General features: G+C 35.6%; 11 protein-coding genes. 7 read left to right on the top strand and 4 right to left on the bottom strand.

What is annotated here, in order from left to right; translation table 11 throughout:
- Positions 1-28 precede the first annotated feature (28 nt).
- Positions 29-724 (bottom strand): fatty acid desaturase, encoded by a 696-nt coding sequence (locus AC1W31_RS02790; RefSeq protein ID WP_481732878.1) that lies wholly within the window; start codon positions 722-724, stop codon positions 29-31.
- Positions 725-937: 213 nt separating this feature from the next.
- Here AC1W31_RS02790 and AC1W31_RS02785 point away from each other — a divergent pair, with 213 nt between their 5' ends.
- The 5 genes from AC1W31_RS02785 (at position 938) to AC1W31_RS02765 (ending at position 7,591) form a co-directional block, all read left to right on the top strand.
- On the top strand, positions 938-1,498 hold the full coding sequence (locus tag AC1W31_RS02785; RefSeq protein ID WP_481732877.1) for a hypothetical protein: 561 nt from the start codon (positions 938-940) through the stop codon (positions 1,496-1,498).
- A gap of 127 nt (positions 1,499-1,625) precedes the next feature.
- On the top strand, positions 1,626-2,804 hold the full coding sequence (locus AC1W31_RS02780; RefSeq protein WP_481732876.1) for a class I SAM-dependent methyltransferase: 1,179 nt from the start codon (positions 1,626-1,628) through the stop codon (positions 2,802-2,804).
- Positions 2,805-2,966: 162 nt separating this feature from the next.
- A complete protein-coding gene (locus tag AC1W31_RS02775; protein ID WP_481732875.1) occupies positions 2,967-3,410 on the top strand; it encodes an ABA4-like family protein in 444 nt (147 codons plus the stop codon).
- Entirely contained in the window at positions 3,385-4,164 is a 780-nt protein-coding gene (locus AC1W31_RS02770) for a hypothetical protein (protein ID WP_481732874.1), read from the top strand. Before AC1W31_RS02775 ends, AC1W31_RS02770 begins: the two co-directional genes overlap by 26 nt.
- A gap of 136 nt (positions 4,165-4,300) precedes the next feature.
- Positions 4,301-7,591: a carboxypeptidase-like regulatory domain-containing protein gene (locus AC1W31_RS02765; RefSeq protein WP_481732873.1), complete on the top strand. Its 3,291-nt coding sequence runs from the start codon at positions 4,301-4,303 to the stop codon at positions 7,589-7,591.
- Positions 7,592-7,593: 2 nt separating this feature from the next.
- Here AC1W31_RS02765 and AC1W31_RS02760 read toward each other — a convergent pair whose 3' ends face one another.
- Complete coding sequence (locus tag AC1W31_RS02760; protein ID WP_481732872.1) at positions 7,594-8,886, bottom strand: DUF2851 family protein; 1,293 nt, start codon at positions 8,884-8,886, stop codon at positions 7,594-7,596.
- A gap of 133 nt (positions 8,887-9,019) precedes the next feature.
- On the opposite strand from AC1W31_RS02760, the gene AC1W31_RS02755 reads away from it, so the two are divergent.
- Positions 9,020-9,973, top strand: a complete 954-nt coding sequence (locus AC1W31_RS02755; RefSeq protein WP_481732871.1) for an aldo/keto reductase — start codon at positions 9,020-9,022, stop codon at positions 9,971-9,973.
- A gap of 63 nt (positions 9,974-10,036) precedes the next feature.
- Here AC1W31_RS02755 and AC1W31_RS02750 read toward each other — a convergent pair whose 3' ends face one another.
- Together AC1W31_RS02750 and AC1W31_RS02745 are read right to left on the bottom strand one after the other, a co-directional pair.
- Entirely contained in the window at positions 10,037-11,620 is a 1,584-nt protein-coding gene (locus tag AC1W31_RS02750) for a c-type cytochrome domain-containing protein (protein WP_481732870.1), read from the bottom strand.
- Positions 11,621-11,638: 18 nt separating this feature from the next.
- Positions 11,639-12,712: a twin-arginine translocation signal domain-containing protein gene (locus tag AC1W31_RS02745; RefSeq protein WP_481732869.1), complete on the bottom strand. Its 1,074-nt coding sequence runs from the start codon at positions 12,710-12,712 to the stop codon at positions 11,639-11,641.
- 528 nt (positions 12,713-13,240) lie between these two features.
- On the opposite strand from AC1W31_RS02745, the gene porU2 reads away from it, so the two are divergent.
- On the top strand, positions 13,241-17,241 hold a 4,001-nt coding region (porU2, locus tag AC1W31_RS02740; protein WP_481732868.1), incomplete at its 3' end, for a putative type IX secretion system sortase PorU2.

Genomic DNA, 17,241 nt, shown 5'->3' with positions numbered 1-17,241 from the left:
CATCTTAAAAACTATTTAAAGCCTATTTTTATTGTTTTATAAGTAAATCTTCTTTCTCCTTTGCTTTTGCCAAATTCCACCAAGGAAGATAAGGATAAGCATGGTGTTCGTGATGATATCCAAAGAAATAACAGGTGATAAACGCAAGGAAATGATTCAGTTTTTGACTTTTTGCTCTGAACTGATCAGTTGGATGATGTTCGCCCCTGTGAGGCAGATAAGTACCGAAATAGAATAATTGAAGCGTACTAAGGATTGCCGGTATTTCCCAAAACACGATGAGATTTTCCATCGGAAAGAATAATTTTAATAGATTATAAGTTACCGCCATCAATAAAATCTGCCAAATCGTTACATATTCCAACGCAAATTTGAGATACCACCGAAAGAAATTTCCATCATAATAATCAGGGTCATTTTCTGATACTACGTGCGCATGATGAAGATGATGTTTTCGAGAAAGTTTTTCGTAATTATTAAAGGCAAAAATGGTTGCACACAAGAAACCTATCGAATAGTTGAGTGGCTTATTATTGGGAGCTACTACCCCGTGAATTGAATCGTGGGCAGTAATGAAAACACCCGTATATAAGTGCATTTGTATCAGCAAAAACACATATACCAGCGGGTCTTTAAAATCAATTTTGTAATGCAATAAATAAGTCAACGACAATGCCCAAAGTGTGATAATGGTTATAGCGTAAAATATTCCTTTGTTCTTCATGTTTATTAGCAATAAGCTTTCAATAAAATGCAATATTGAATGATGCGCCTACGATTTTTTTAATGTTTTATAACACTCTTTGCTGACGGCTCACAACTCATAGCTATTTAACCCCTAAATCATTAACTTTGTTGCAAAATCGGTCAAAGTACCCCTAAATTTTAGAATGAGCTTTTTCCTCATCGCTCATCGCTCAAAACTCAATGCTAATCAATGGCAAAATTAGAAAAAGATTTACAGCAGGCCATTCTATCAATGCCTCAAAAAGATAAAGATAAGCTATTATTAAGACTCATTACCAAAGACGATATTCTGAGCCAACAGTTGCAATTTATGTTGGTTGAGGGCAACGCAAGTGTAGATTTTCGCCGTGATGAAGTGAAAGCAGCCATTGATAAATTGTATCGCACCGATGCTTATTCATCGGGTTATTTGATGATGGATATGCGCTATGTCAATGCCGAAATTACTCGCCATGTAAAAATTACGAAAGATAAATACGGTGAAATTGAATTGACCATAAAATTGTTGAAAGACTGTTTTGAAAAGCAATTAAAGTGGATTAAAAAATACTCTTCAAAATCCGATACCTTAGCGAATTACGTGGCAAAACGAACCGATTTTGTCTTGAAAAAATTGGTAAAATTGCATCCAGATATTCAATTTGATTTTCATGCCGATGTCAATACACTCTTGGAATATATCTATAGTTGCGCTCCTTCCTACTATGCGAATCTAATGGCATTACCCAGAACATTCGAAATTTCCGAGTAAGATTTTTATACCCATTTAGACCACGGATTATACGGATTATAGAGATTTCCACGGATAAAATTATTAAAAATCTGTGAAAATTCGTCAAATCTGTACAATCTGTGGTCTGATATAATATCACACAATTGTGCAAAAAGAACAATTTATATCATCACTTTCTGAAAGTATTTTACAGAATTCTTTCATCAAAATTTCTTTGGGAAATTATAAAGGTTCAGAAGCAGAACTGAAGAATATTTACGTCAAACGGATTTTGATAAAACGGATTGAAAATCTGAGTTTTACGTATCGTTATAAAACCCGTGATATTGTCAAAAATTTTACGATTGAAGAAGGCATAAAACTAATTCAAGAAGCGATTAAAAATGGTTTCAGAATCGCCACACTTTTTACCAATGAATTTGATTTAATCTTAGAACAGCTTAATAATCAAAAGATTACGATAAAAAAAATAAATCCTACCAGTAAAAACACCAACATTTCTTTAGACCATGACCATGCAAAAAAACGCCTGATTGAAAGTCAGGGAAAATCATATTTGCACGAGTTAAAAATTACTGATACAGAAGGAAATGTCTATAAAAATGCGCAGGATAAATACAAGCAAATCAATCATTACGTTGACATTTTGAGTTCGCTAATCAAAGAAATTCCTGCCGAAAATCTCAAAAAAGTGGTTGATATGGGTTCGGGAAAAGGCTATTTAACTTTTGCTTTGTACGATTATTTAACCAATGTTTTGAAGTTAGAAACGGCGGTAAGGGGCGTAGAATTTCGCCCCGACATGGTGGAATTGTGTAATAATATTGCTGAAAAAACGGGCTTCAAAAACCTCAATTTCACCGAGGGAACGATTGAAAATTACGATAGTACAGATACCAATATTCTCATCGCCCTCCACGCCTGCGACACTGCCACTGACGATGCAATTTACAAAGGAATCACCGCCCAAGCCGATTTAATTGTGGTGGCTCCGTGCTGTCACAAACAAATTAGAAGGGAAATTGAGAAAAATAAAGCCAAAAACGAATTAGACTTTTTGACCAAATACGGTATTTTTTTAGAACGCCAAGCCGAAATGGTAACGGACGGAATCAGAGCCATGATTTTGGAATATTTTGGCTACAAAACCAAGGTTTTCCAATTCATTTCTGATGCTCACACGCCAAAAAATGTATTGGTTGTAGGCATAAAAGGCAAAACAAATCCCAAGAAACAAGCGGAAATTTTAGAGAAATTGAAAGCTACGAAAGCGTATTTTGGAATTGATTATCATCATTTAGAGAAATTATTATCTTTGCTTTAAAATACTTAACCAAACCACGCCTAATTGTAAATCAGGGTGAATGAGATAGATTTTCCCTAATTTATTAACTTCTTGAAAGTTTAAAGCTTTCGAAAAGTTCCTCCGAAAAAGCTATTTTGCAATTTTAAGTATTCACAATATTCTCAAAAACCCCAATCAACCATGAACGCCTCATCAATCTTTTCTTTCGCCAATTCCTTCGTGCTTTTGGGCTGGATTTTATTAATCTTTCTGCCCAATTGGAAGTACACGCAAACCATCATTTTGAATGGAATCGTTTTGCTCTTCTCTATTTTGTACGCCTATTTATTATTGAAAGACATTTCGGGTTTCAGCGTGGATAGTTTCAGCACTTTGGTGAATGTAAAAGCGCTATTTCAAAATGACAATGCGGTTGCGATGGGCTGGATTCACTATTTAGCATTTGATTTATTTGTGGGTGCCTACATCGTTAAAAAATCGCAACAATTACAAATTTCGAGGTGGCTTTACACGCTGACATTGCCATTTACTTTTATGTTTGGTCCGGTGGGTTATCTTTTGTTTTTTATTATTAAAACAGTCAAGACTCAATCCTTCCATGAAACTAATTATAAAGATATTTAGCAGAAATTCACTATTAGCAAAATTGGGCTTATTCTTTCTAATTTTGGCGGTTTGTCTCGGCTTATACGCAACCGTAAATACCGAGATAATTTTAGGGATTAATTCTATGATAAAGCCCCTAAAATTTGCTTTGAGTACGTGGATATATGCGTGGACGATGGCGTATTTGCTTTTTTACGTAAACAATCAAAATCGAGTAAAATGGTATTCTATTTTAGCCACCATTGTTATGTTATACGAAAACGGCGTCATTACCATTCAAGCTTTTAGGGGAAAATTATCGCATTTCAATCAGACAGAACTCTTAGGCGGTATTTTGTATGCTATCATGGGTATCATGATTGTTTGGCTCACTACTGCTACCTTGATTCTTTCACTAAGATTTATCTTCCAAAAAACTGATTCCATCAGTAAACCTTTTGCCCTTTCCATAAAAATTGGCTTAATACTTTTTGTCATTTTTAGCTTTATGGGAGGCTACATGAGCGTTATTAATTCCCATAACGTAGGGGGAAAAATTGGTGAATCAGGGATTACCTTTTTAAATTGGAGTACGCTTTTTGGCGATTTAAGAGTGGCTCATTTTTTCGGAATTCATTCGCTTCAAATTATTCCGTTGTTGGGTTTTTATGTTTCTTCTACTATTAAGAATGAGTCGAAAGCAAGTTTAATGATTTGGGTTGGTTCAATTATTTACTTAGCTTTTGTTTGCTTTACGTTGATGCAGGCAATTCATGGCACTCCTTTTATTTAGGAAAGATTGCGTAAATTATAGATTTTTTCTCGTCAAAATTAGGTATTAAAAAATAGTATTTACGCCGTATAATTTTGCCAAAAACATTGTGTTACTTTGTGTCTTTCTGTTGCCAAATAATTATCGCCCTAACACCATGTCAAAAGCATTTCCTTGCCTCTTTATCTCAATTTTGCTCATCTCATGGATTTCTTCACCAATGTTTGCGCAAGACATTAGCGGACGAATTATTGATGCAAAAACTAAAGAGCCTTTGCCTTTTGTGAGTGTCTATATCAGCAAAACTACCAAAGGAACGCAAAGCGATGAAAAAGGCTATTTTTCTCTAAAAAACGTACCAACTGGCTATTTAAAATTGGTAACTTCGATGATTGGTTATAAGAGTTTTGAGCAGGAATTTGTGATAAAACCTAATGAAAATCAAACCCTTAAAATTCAACTAAACGTCAATAGTAAAGAGTTAAGTGAAATTATTGTGGTTGGAAAAAGAGGGAAACAATGGAAAAAAAACTACGCTCATTTTTTAAAAATATTCTTGGGTAAATCTAAAAATGTTAAAAAAACGGAAATTACCAACCCGCACGAATTGAACTTTGCGCTCGAAAAAAGGGTACTTACCGCCACTGCCGAAAACCCATTAATTATCAAAAATCAAGCATTAGGTTATGACATAGATTATTCACTCGCAACATTTCGTTCTACCAACGAAGATTTTCAGTTTGGTGGAAATGTCTTTTTTAAACCAATTCCGCAAACGGATGAAATACAACAAAAATTGATTGAAAAAAATCGTGAGAAAGCCTACAAAGGTTCTATTCGGCATTTTTTTAAATCAATCGTTATGGGAACTTCTCAGGAAGAAGGCTTCAGGGTTTATCTGGAAAAAGATACCCTTGAAAATATTGCCAGAAATCGCCTTTTTAGAGACAATTTCCCCAAAAAATTAATGGAAGTAAATATCAATATTTTGGCAAAATTTGATGTTCAGTTGCAACGAATAATTTTACCCAAAAATCGTTACGAAATCCATTATCTTCAACAACGAGATAATTCAACATTTTATGCAGAAATTAACCACCAAGTAAGTTGGATAGAAACTAAAGCTGATAATTTTAAATTCTCGTATCAAGGCATTTCGGAAGAACCGCTAAAATTACTTTTGATGGGTAGCATGGGCAATCGCCGAGTCGCTGATTTTGTGCCTGATGATTATGAATTGCTCAATACAGCGAAAGATTCTACCCAAAATTCTCTGACAATTCCTAACTATCAACCTCACGAAAAAGTCTTTATACGAACCGATAGAGATGCGTATTTCTCACACGATACACTCTGGTTTAAGGCGTACACCTTAGACGCAACTACGCATAAACCAAGTCCTTCCAAGATTCTTTATGTCACTTTACGAAACAAAAAGAAGGTTTTTTCTCAACAAAAATTCTTGATTGAAGATGGCATCAGTCAAGGTTTTATTCCACTATTCGACTCATTATCAAGCAGTTGTCAGTTAATTGGCCATACCAATTGGATGAGAAATTATGACGAAGATTTGTTCTTTCGGAAAAACATCAGGATTCTCTCAAAAGAGATGTTGTCCGATACGGTGAGTTCAGATTCTATCCAAATTCAGCTTTTTCCCGAAGGTGGAAATCTGATCGAAGGAATCAGTAATCGCATGGGCATTCGTGCCACCTATCCTGATGGCAGTTTTGCCAAAATCTCGGGAGAATATATAGATAAATCTTTAGATTCTACCGAGACTTCCATAACACAAGCAGTGGAGATTCAAGGAATTGGAGATTTTTTTACTATTCCAAATTCCAAACATTCAATTCACGTAAAACTGAATAATGGTAAAATTATTGAGTTGCCAACAACCCTCAAGAAAGGCTTTGCTTTGCAAGTGAGGCCCATCCTAAATACGGACAATATTTTGATTAAATTATATTCCAATTTGGCCTTATCGGAATTCAAACCGCTACGTTTTATTATTCATCAAAGAGGGCAAATTATCTACGAAAATGATTTTTTGCCCAAAAGTAAAATCACCACATTTATCTTTCCCAAAGATAATTTAACCGATGAAGGAATCGTAAATGTGTTGATATTAGATGTCTTAAATAATAAAATTGCTGAACGAGTTTTTTACAATTACAATGACTCAAATCGTCCAATTGTAAGTTTAAAGTCGAAAGATAGCGGGGTTGAAATTCAGATTTTAGACCAAGACAGCCTTGCCATTGAAGGCAGTACATTGGTTTCTTTGGCAGATAAAAGGTTTATCAATGAGGGAAGTAAAATAGAGAATTTAAGAAAATTTTTGTTTCTGAATTCTGACCTAAAATATGCCGTAGAACCATTTAAAAGCACTTTAGATACTACTATACAAGCAAAAGAGATATTAGACTTGATGCTTTTGGCTAATTCATCCATTGATTATTCCCAACGTAATGATAAGAAATTTGAGCCTCAATTAGGAACAACCATCAAAGGTCGAGCAAAGAATTTTGACAAGAAAAAACCAGCAGAAATTGTTGGATATGTCAACACAAAAAATTGGCAATTGGGACTTAAAACAATTGCTGATAGCAAAGGAGGCTTTGAGACAGAACCTTTAATTTTTGAAGACACCGCAAAGTTTAAACTCCAATTTCAACAGGCTCAAGAACCCCTAACTTTTGAGATTGAATCTCCCGAAATATTCATTCCAAAATGGCACGTTTTACCCAAAATGAATTTCAAAACTAACGCTGAAAAAGATGATGACATTAAGATTTTAATGATTGCTCAAGACAGTTTATTTTTGAAAAAACCTACAAAAGAAGTTTTTAAAAAAGAGGAAATTGATTTTAGAAAAAATCATCCTCATGCAGACAAAATTATCAATGAAATTGGTGGATTTTCTATGGGAAATAGACTTTATGAGGTTTTAAAAAATGAATTACCTGATTTAGTGTTTAACGAAAAAAATATCTTTTTGCGAGATTCTACGCATAAAAAGAACATCAGTATTTCAATTGATGGCATTCCGATGGTGTGGCAAAATATTAGTTTGCTTCCCGCATCTTTGATAAAACCAGCATCTATTCATATTTTAACTGATTCTGTAAAACTATCAGCCATAAATTTAAGGACTAATTCACTGGCTATCAATATATTGAGTGCCGACGGAGATTTTCTGAAAACCCAAAAATTTAAAACCTTTGCCAGCATTGGCTTAATGCCAAAACGAGATTTTATGAACTCAAAAACCGAGCATAAAAATATTGGAACTTACTTTTGGAAGATAGATAAAATAGACCATTTTGCTGAAAAACAGTTCATTGAATTTTGGAAAAATAACCATCCAAGTTCGACTTTAATTGAAGGCATTTCAACCACGGGAGAAGTGATTAGTGTGCAGGTTGATGAGGAGGCGAAGGAGTAGATTCACCTCCGCAAAATATCCACGCCAACATTACAATTCAAGCACTTTTTAGCCAAGCAAAAATGGTTGTGCCATTCAATACTCGCTTGCGAATCGAAGGCTGATTTTATTGACAAACCCATTGATTTCCAATGATTTGTGATACTATTTTCTTCTGCACGGAGTTCTTCTAATAAACGAATGGCTTTCTCTAAATATTCCCGATTATCTTTTTGATTAGCGTAAGAAACCAATAATGGAACAACCGTATTTATCACCACATTTTCTACCGAAGCATTCCCAAAAGTTGGCACTTTTCCTTCGGATTTTTTGCCAAAAACGTAATGTTCAATCCAATAATCCGATTGTTTTACTTTCAAAATTTTGGCTAAACTTTTCACATTTTCGAGGTAAATTAAGACCGAAAAAAGATTGGCATTTTCGTGAATAAATCGGGCAAATTGCGCCAAACGAACCGTTGGAAAATTAGCAGGACGAAGTCGCAAATATTTCCACTCGTGCTGACCCAAAATTTTGTCTTGTAATTGATATTTTGAAGCTAAAAATTGAAATTCTTTGCGGAGATTTAAACGATATTCATCCCACTTTTCAAGGTCGTTGTTTTCGTTATTCAAAAAGCCTGCAACCCCAAAAATTAGGGCTTCAATTTGCGATAAATTATCACGATGTTTTTGGAGAATTTTGAGCGGAAGATTCTTCGCTAAACTCAAAAAAGGTGCTGAATTGAGTTTAAAGCCAAAGTTTTTGGCCAAAACTTGGTAAGTGGTTTCTTCCCAATCAGCATTATTTTCTTGCAAAAACTGATGAATTATCAAAGATTTATCCTCCAATCGTTTCATCAAAACCTTATCCAACATCGACAGTTTTTTGATGTCGTCAACTTCCATAAATTGATTTTGGCAAGGCATCTCAGCGTTGGATTCCATCATGGCTTGATATTTCCTAAGAAGGTTTTTATCGGCTCTTTCCCGTAGCGTAAGCGTAGGAATTTTCGTACCATCTTTTCTGAGAATAGGTTTATCATCCTCCCAAACCAAATGCAGAATTACGTTTTGGTAGGCAGTATCATTTTGATGTTTATGAATATCCCAATCGGATGATTTTAGGTGAATTTCCACGCTTCCCGCCCATTCGACTTCACCGACTACAATTCGGGCATCTTGGAAATCTGCCCCTGAATCAGCATTTAATCTGCCAATTTTTATAATTCTAACCAATTCATTATCAGTAGTTTCCAGATGAGTTTTATCGAAATATTGAAATTGATAAAGAAAGTGAAGATAAGATTCGGACATTTTTTGTAGGGGAAAAATGGTGGTAAATTATGATATTGTCTTTTGTAGTAAGGGCGGTTTTAAAAATAATACTAAAATAGAAAAATTAATGTATTATTTTTAACAATATTAATAAACATTTTAAAATTCCCCCATGAAATATTTAACTTTTAAAAATAGTGATGAAATGCCCGTTTTGGGCTTAGGTACTTGGAAATCAGCGAAAGGAGAGGTATATGAGGTAGTCAGAAAGGCGATTGAAATTGGGTATCGCCATTTTGATTGTGCCTTTTTTTACGGCAATGAAGCCGAAATTGGTCAGGCAATTGCGGATGCTATCAAAAACGGTGAAGTGACGAGACAAGAACTCTGGATTACGTCTAAATTGTGGAATAATCGCCACCGCAAAGAGGATGTAAAAGGAGCATTTGAAATTACCCTCAAAGATTTAGGACTTGATTATTTGGATTTATACCTAATTCACTGGCCTGTGGCTTTGCAATACAATATTGGCTACTCCCAAAAAGGCGAAGATTTGATTAGTTTAAACGAAATCCCCTTGTCAGAAACGTGGCGAGAATTGATTGATTTGCAAGAAAAAGGTTTGACCAAACACATTGGCGTTTCCAATTTCAGCATCAAAAAAATCAATCAAATTTCGGAAGAAACTGGCGTAATGCCTGAAGTTGTGCAGGTGGAGTCGCACCCGTTTTTACAGCAAAAAGACCTTTTGAATTTTGCTCAGGAAAAAGGCATTTTCTTGACAGGATATTGTCCATTAGGTTCTGCCGACCGACCAGCCGCAAGGATTTTGGAAAGTGAACCAAAACTTTTCCAAAATGAAACAATTCTTAAAATATCCCAAGAAAAAGGCGTTTCTCCCGCACAAATTATGTTGGCTTGGGCGGTAAACAGGGGTGCTTCGGTAATTCCAAAATCGGTAAACCCACAAAGGTTAAAAGAGAATTTAGAAGCAGCAGATATTGAACTTACCGCCGAAGAAATGGCAAAAATGAGCAGTTTAGATTTACATTACCGCTATATTAAAGGGGATTTTTGGTGCTTGGAAGGAAGTGATTATACTTTGGAAAATCTTTGGGACGAGTAGAAATTGTACGGAAGTCGTCCTTTGAAAGGACGACTTCCGTGTTTGAGAAACGAATTATAAACTTTATTTCGCCACCACCTTTTTCTCTTCAATCTTCTTGGTAGTATCGGTCGTAGGCATTTTATCATGCCAACCCATATCCACTTCCACATTTGGTAAGGCTTTTTTTAGAGCGTTTACACCCGCAATGGTTACTTTTGTTTGCCAGCAATACACCTTTTTCAAAGCTTTTAATTTTGCCAATGTTGCAATGCCTGCATCGGTTATTTTGGTATCAAAAAGATTGATGTATTCCAAATATTTCAAGTCTTTCAATTGGCTAATTCCTGCATCAGTTATGGCGGTATGCTCCAGATTTAGGCGAGTTAAATGTGGCAATTGCGTAATTTCTGAAAGCGATTTATCCGTAATTTTTGTATTTCCCAATTTCAACCAAACAATTTGTTCCGAAACGTTTGATAACAAAATCATTTTAGAATCGTCCAAATTTCGGGCATTAATAAAATTGACATCTAAATAATTTTGGTCTTTCGAAACGGGCATTACAATTACATTCAAATCCGTCAGTTTTTTGATGTCATTTTCCGAAGCTACTGCTACTTTTTCGTTGAAAATAGGGGAAATTGTTTCGCCTCCATTGGCCGTATTTTCCATGGATGCTCCACCCACCAAAGCAACTAAAATGGGCTTAATTTTATCATCTGGCTTCATTTGAGCAACTTTTACATCAAACTTTGCTCCGTTCTTTATCCACCAAGTTACCAACGAAATTTCTTGTTCGGTCAAAGGTGTTTTTCCTTTTGGCGGCATGTGATGTTCATCGTTCATGTCGAGTAAAAGTCGCTTAATTATCTCAGAATTATCTGGGTCATTGGCTTTAAAAATGGCTCCGTGTTCGCCTCCTTTTACCAATAATTCGGGTTTATCCATTCGTAATTGCCCTTTAATTTTATTAGCATTGTGGCACGACCAGCATTTTTGTTCCATCACAGGCGCAATAACATCTTGATAGACAAGGGCTTGTTCAATGTTTTCAATCTTTTTTCTCACGCCAACGCCATTTGTACGGGGAGGCATTCCCGCAAACCCTCTGAAAGGTTCGGGCGTGAAATTGTATAGATAATCATCCCCGTGCGTCAAACTTCCACCCAAATGTCCAGTACCCGTCAGTAATATAACCCCGAGGTATAAAGATGGCACATAAATTTTGCTCATAGAAGCGTCATTTTGCCAGTTTTTCTTCATGTACCAAGCCCCTAACGATACCACGGCCACGCCAATCCCCATCCATTGATGCCAGAAAAGGGTATCTTCATTATATTCTCCCGAAGTAGAAAGGAGATACCCCAAAACGCAGGAAATAATCGCCGAAATCATTCCCCACCACAACACAGGGGCAATGGCAGGTTGAAGTGCATCGACTTTTTTCTTTCGAGAAATATATTCCAAAATAGCAGCAATCATCAACATTCCGATGGGTAAATGAACAATCACAGGGTGAAAATGTCCAAAAAACATGGCCCAATCGGATGGAGAAGTGGTTTGTTGTAAAATCATTTTTATTATTCGATATTCGGTTTTAGATGTTCGCTGTTCGTTGTTCGACATTCGGTTTTCGATGTTCGATTCTCTTAGGTCGAAAATCATACATCGAAAATCGAACAACTAAGAAATTCTTTCCAATTTCACTGGATAGGTCTTTTTAGAATTCCATTGAGGCACATATACGTTCTCGTCCGAATCCACGTATACATCGTGTGGGTGCATGAAAACATTACTCGGGTCATCTTTGTACTGACGAATAAGTTTTCCATCTTTATAAATCGGTTCCGAACCACCAGGGGTCGAAATGGCTTTCATATCCTTATCAATCACTTGAATATAGCCCGAATTTAACCAAGAAGCATCTCCACTTCTATAAGCTGCCGCAAAAATATTATCTCCGTGCAGCACTGGGCGACAGATGAATGTACCGGGGAAACGGTAAACGGCTAAGAATTTCCCGTCTAAAGTGAATCTTTTTAAACATTGGTTCATTCGGTCGGTAATGAGTAGCGTTGGATTTGCCTTATCCCGTGTATCCACTAAAACGCCATGACAAGTATTGAATTTTTCATCAGCATAGGCACCATCTGAACTTTTACCCCCAAAATGACGAATATATTTTCCGTGGGTATCATACTGTGTAATATAATTTGCACCATACCCATCCGCCACATAAATATCACCATTGGCAGGATTAATAGCCGTTTCTGTGGGTACAAATTGATTGGGCGAATCATAAACGCCCGTCTCTTTTGGATATTCCAACTTCATTATTTCACGCCCTTTCAAATCTGTTTTGATCACTTGGTGACGGGCATTATCACAAATAAATAAAAATTGTTCCGCTCCTTCGTTGGCAATCGTAAGGCCGTGGGCTCCCGTGTAGGTAGTTCCCCAAGTTTCCAACAAATTGCCCGATTTATCGTAAATAATGACGTTATTTTTGGTTTCGTTGGTACACATAATTAACCGTCCTTTGGCATCTTCCACCATTTCGTGACAATCATTTACAGGGTTTTTACCAGCATCCAATATGCCCCAGCCTGCTTTTACACGGTATTTATGAGCATTATGACCGATTATAACGTCTTCCATTTTTTGATTTTTGGCTAAAAGATTATGCGATAAAAGTCCTGCTCCAACGGCTAACCCGCTGGTTTTCAGAAAATTTCTTCTCGAATTATATGGGTTCATGATTAATTAGTTAAGTATTCTCTGAAAATTAAGATATAGCCGATTATAGACAATAAATTGGCATTTCACCGTTCTCAATGAAGGGTTTTTACAAAATTTTCAAGGATGGTAAAATTTCTTTATCCATATTCAAAACCGTAAAATTTTGTTATCTTCAAAAGAAAATATCCATTAGCAATATACTCATATTTCAAATAAATTAATGCAAGGAATTATGGGGTAAAACTAAAAACTCCCCGATGAACTAATCGGAGACTTTTGTGTAGTTATTAATCATTAACCGAATTACAATATATTACGCATCCAGTTCACTTTGTCATAATGTTCTAAAAGCGGTGTTACGCCTGCGAACCAGCATTATCATAATTATTCTCCTCTACAAATTGTCAAATCATAAGGTAAGATTTATCAATTCAGAAAAATTCGAGGGTTTCGAAAAGATTTTGAAATACTTTCAGGAAAAGAGTCAAAAAATTCGTTTTTATTCGATAAATTAAGAACTTTGAAAAAATTAATATTCTCACAAAAATGACTACCTATACTCGCACTTATCCACTGTTTTTCTCCTTATTGCTATCTTACAGTTTTGCGCACGCCCAAACTTTTGGAAACGAGTGGATAAAGCAGAATCAGCAATATTTTAAGTTCAAAATCACGCAGAAAGGAATTTATCAAATTCCCTTCATTAACCTAAAAACAGCAGGCTTTCCAACGAATATCAATCCAGAAAAAATACAAGTATTTAGGCGTGGACAAGAACAAGCCATTTTTATCAAAAGTGGCGAAGATAAAATATTCAATGAAACCGATTTTATAGAGTTTTATGCCGAAGGGAATAATGGACAATTAGATTCTTTGCTTTACGCCCCTACCCTATCCCAACCTCATCAATACTACAGTTTATACTCGGATACAGCTTCGTATTTTTTAACGTATCATATTGATGATCAGACAGGTAAACGAATAAAAATATCCAAAAAAGAAAATACTCAAAACCTCAAACCAGCGCTTTTTCATTGGGAAGAAAACCTGCAATTATTCACTTCATCCTACGCCGAAGGACAACCAAATCCTATCGGGGTGGCATTACATTCAGGCGTTTTAGATAGTAATTATGGCGATGGAAAAGGCTGGACGGGCGAAGTTCAAGACAAAAATATATTTGCAAATTTTGACTTTAATCTTAGAAATTCAATAAAATCAGTTACTCAAAAACCGCAGATTGAACTGCTTTTTACGGGTCGTTCATCAGGAGGGCATTTGATTGAAACTTGGCTTAGGAATGCCCCAAATCAACGGATTTTGGATACTACTATTTTGGAAAATTATTACACCAAGAAAATCAAAAAAATAGTAAATTTCCAAGACATTGCCGATAACACCTTACGAATTTCAACTCGCTCAATTGGTTCCCAGGCTGACCAATATTCAGTATCTTATATCAAACTAATTTATCCTCAAAGTTTTGATATGCAAGGTGTTTCTGAGAAAGTTTTCACGTGGCCAAAAAATGAAAGGCAAGACCGATTTATCAGTATTCCAAACGCTCCCGAAGGCGTACAATTGTACGATATTTCGGATAAAAACAACGTACAAAAAATTGAATTTACTAACAACGGAACGGCTATCGAAAGCATCGTTTCGGGACAACAAATTTTAGCGACTAATCAAGTAAAAAAGGTTATTCAAATTGAGCCAATTAGCTTTAGAAATGTGGTAACTACAAAAGCTAATTACCTGATTATCAACCATAAATCTTTATCAAAATATATAAAAGCGTATGCAACTTACAGAGCATCTGCTATGGGAGGAAAATACGACACGCTTTCAGTAGATGTAGATTTACTCTATAATTTATTTACCTATGGAGATAAAAACCCTTTGGCAATCAAGCGATTTCTGAGCCAAATATTGCAACATAATAAACCCGAATTTGTTTTCTTAATTGGCAATGCAAATTATCCACAAAGAGCCAGAAAAAGCCTAACGGATTATCAAATTGACTTAGTTCCTACGTGGGGTTATCCCGGTGGAGACATCCCTTTTACCATGGGATTGAACGGAACAGATGCCAACTTTTCAAGCCTTGCGATTGGTCGATTGGCAACTGATAATCCAGAAACAGTTTTGAACTATTTGAATAAAGTAAAAGAGCATGAAGCGAATCCAATGGATGCACTTTGGCGAAAAAATGCCTTAAAAATGTCGGGCGGTAGAAGCATTAGTGAGCTCACTTCTTTACGACAGTATACCGAAGAATTTAAAGCGGTTTGCGAGCAAGGTTTATTGGGCCAAAAAGTAGATTTATTATCCAAAAAAACCGATAATCCCGTTGAATTTATTAACGTTACCGAGCGTGTAAATCAAGGCCTTGGAATGATTATGATGTTTGGGCATTCCGCTCCAGGCCAAACCGACATGGACATTGGCTATTGCTCTAATGACCTTTTGGGTTATCAAAACAAAGGAAAATATCCCTTCGTGATGGTAAACGGCTGTGATGCGGGTGACCTTTTTAGTACTCGAAATTCCTTCGGAACAGATTGGGTAAATACGCCAAATCGTGGGGCAATTTTATTTTTGGCTCATTCAAATTTGGGTTATCCTTTTGCCTTAAAAACGTATTCCGACGAAATTTATAATACACAATTTACCGATTCATTATGGGCGGATAAACCTTTCGGAACTATCATGCGTGAGAGTATAAATCGGCATTTAAAGAAGTTCCCAGACAATTTTTATGTGCTTGGAAATGCTCAACAATTCACCTTGCAAGGCGACCCAGCAGTAGCGCTTTTCCCAACTCAAAAACCTGATTATGAAGTAAATAATACGTCTATTTTCTTGCAAAATATTGATAAAAATAATCCGTTAAATGCCAATGCAGATTCTATAAAAATTGGTATAATTGTCAGCAATTTGGGCAGAGTTTCTGCTAAAAAATTGAGCATCAGTTTAAAACGAATGTACGCTAATGGAACGGTAGATGATTTTGGAAAAATGCTTTTCAACCCCATTAATTATCAAGATACTTTATACTTTAATATCAGAAATGACAAAAACCTAAGCATTGGAAATAATCGTTTTGAAATCAACTTAGACTCTGATAATCAAATACTTGAATCCAGAAAAAACAATAATTCAGTGGTGTATGAATATAACTTTCCGAGTGCAAATATCAGCATTTTATCGCCCCTTGAATTCTCTATTGTCAATCAAAAAGAAGTAAATTTCACTTTACAAATTCCTTTAATTTACAATAAATCAGTCGTTACAATTGAGTTGGATTCTTCCAAGAACTATAATTCAACTTTCAAAAAAACTTTCTCTGGAACGGCTTCATTTCTATTGAATTGGCGAACAAATTTATTGGATAAAGACAGCACGGTTTATTACGTCAGAACGAAAATATTTAGTCAAAAAGATTGGGTGGAAAGTTCGTTTATCTACCTCAAAAATGGCACGGAAGGATTCGCTCAAAATAGCTTTGCTCAATTAGAAAAAACGACTACTGACAATCAAATTATTTTGGACGGAACAAACTGGAAATTTCCCCAATCAATGATAAAAATATCCGCAAAAGTGTATGGCTGGAATAGTGGCGTATCTCGCCCCTATCGTTCAAATTTCGTAATTCTGAATGATAAATTATTGTTGAGCGATGGCGTTTGTTATCCTTGGCAAAACTTCAATGCGGTTGCATTCAATCATGCTTTGAGACCTTTTTCAGTTTTACCAAGATTAGTCTGTGGATATACGCCTTATTCCATCAATTACCTTTCTCCCGAACCAACCGATACCGATATTAATGATTATTTCTCCGCAATTCCTTGGGGAAATTATGTCATGATTTGGAATTCTGGATTGATAGACTACTCAAAATTAACGACTAAAAATTTACAACAATTTGCAGAAATTGGTGTGGATGTCTCTAAAATTCAACGACTTACAGCGGGTTCACCCTTCTTTACGATTGGTAGGAAAGGAGCAAAAAAGGCAAGTTTAGAACTTTTCCCAAACTTTGATGGAAACCCCGAAACCGAGATATTGAGCCTTGATAATTTTGAAATTAAAGACCGATTTAACGAAGGAACAATCACTTCTCCCTTGATTGGGCCTACCTCAGAGTGGAATGATATATTTATAAAAATCGAACAAAATGACCCAAAAAATCAATCATTTTTGTATGATATTATCGGCGTAAATTTTCAAGGGAATGAAACTTATTTACAACAAAATATACAATCTAATCAATTGAAAATCAATTCAATAGATGCTAAAAAATGCCCATTTATTAAATTAAAATTACAGCTAAAAACCAACGATTTTTTCGGAAAAGCACCTCAATTAAAATCATGGATGGTTACGTATAAGGGCGTGCCCGAAGGCGTTGTGGATGCGTCTCAGTCTTCAAAAATTACGGATAAACAAGAATATGAAGACTTTACAGCAGCTATTTGGTTTAAAAATATTTCTGAACAGAACTTCCAAGATTCTATCACGGTCAGGCAAATTCTGACGAATCGTTC

It is taken from the genome of Arcicella sp., assembly GCF_964672035.1.
This window is presented reverse-complemented; position numbering and strand designations above follow the sequence as displayed.

What these genes read in the sequence shown, in the direction of transcription:
- AC1W31_RS02790 (WP_481732878.1), bottom strand. Translation starts at nt 724, where the DNA reads ATGAAGAACAAAGGAATATTTTACGCTATAACCATTATCACACTTTGG.
- AC1W31_RS02785 (WP_481732877.1), top strand. Translation starts at nt 938, where the DNA reads ATGGCAAAATTAGAAAAAGATTTACAGCAGGCCATTCTATCAATGCCT.
- AC1W31_RS02775 (WP_481732875.1), top strand. Translation starts at nt 2,967, where the DNA reads ATGAACGCCTCATCAATCTTTTCTTTCGCCAATTCCTTCGTGCTTTTG.
- AC1W31_RS02770 (WP_481732874.1), top strand. Translation starts at nt 3,385, where the DNA reads ATGAAACTAATTATAAAGATATTTAGCAGAAATTCACTATTAGCAAAA.
- AC1W31_RS02765 (WP_481732873.1), top strand. Translation starts at nt 4,301, where the DNA reads ATGTCAAAAGCATTTCCTTGCCTCTTTATCTCAATTTTGCTCATCTCA.
- AC1W31_RS02760 (WP_481732872.1), bottom strand. Translation starts at nt 8,886, where the DNA reads ATGTCCGAATCTTATCTTCACTTTCTTTATCAATTTCAATATTTCGAT.
- AC1W31_RS02755 (WP_481732871.1), top strand. Translation starts at nt 9,020, where the DNA reads ATGAAATATTTAACTTTTAAAAATAGTGATGAAATGCCCGTTTTGGGC.
- AC1W31_RS02750 (WP_481732870.1), bottom strand. Translation starts at nt 11,620, where the DNA reads ATGATTTTCGACCTAAGAGAATCGAACATCGAAAACCGAATGTCGAAC.
- AC1W31_RS02745 (WP_481732869.1), bottom strand. Translation starts at nt 12,712, where the DNA reads ATGAACCCATATAATTCGAGAAGAAATTTTCTGAAAACCAGCGGGTTA.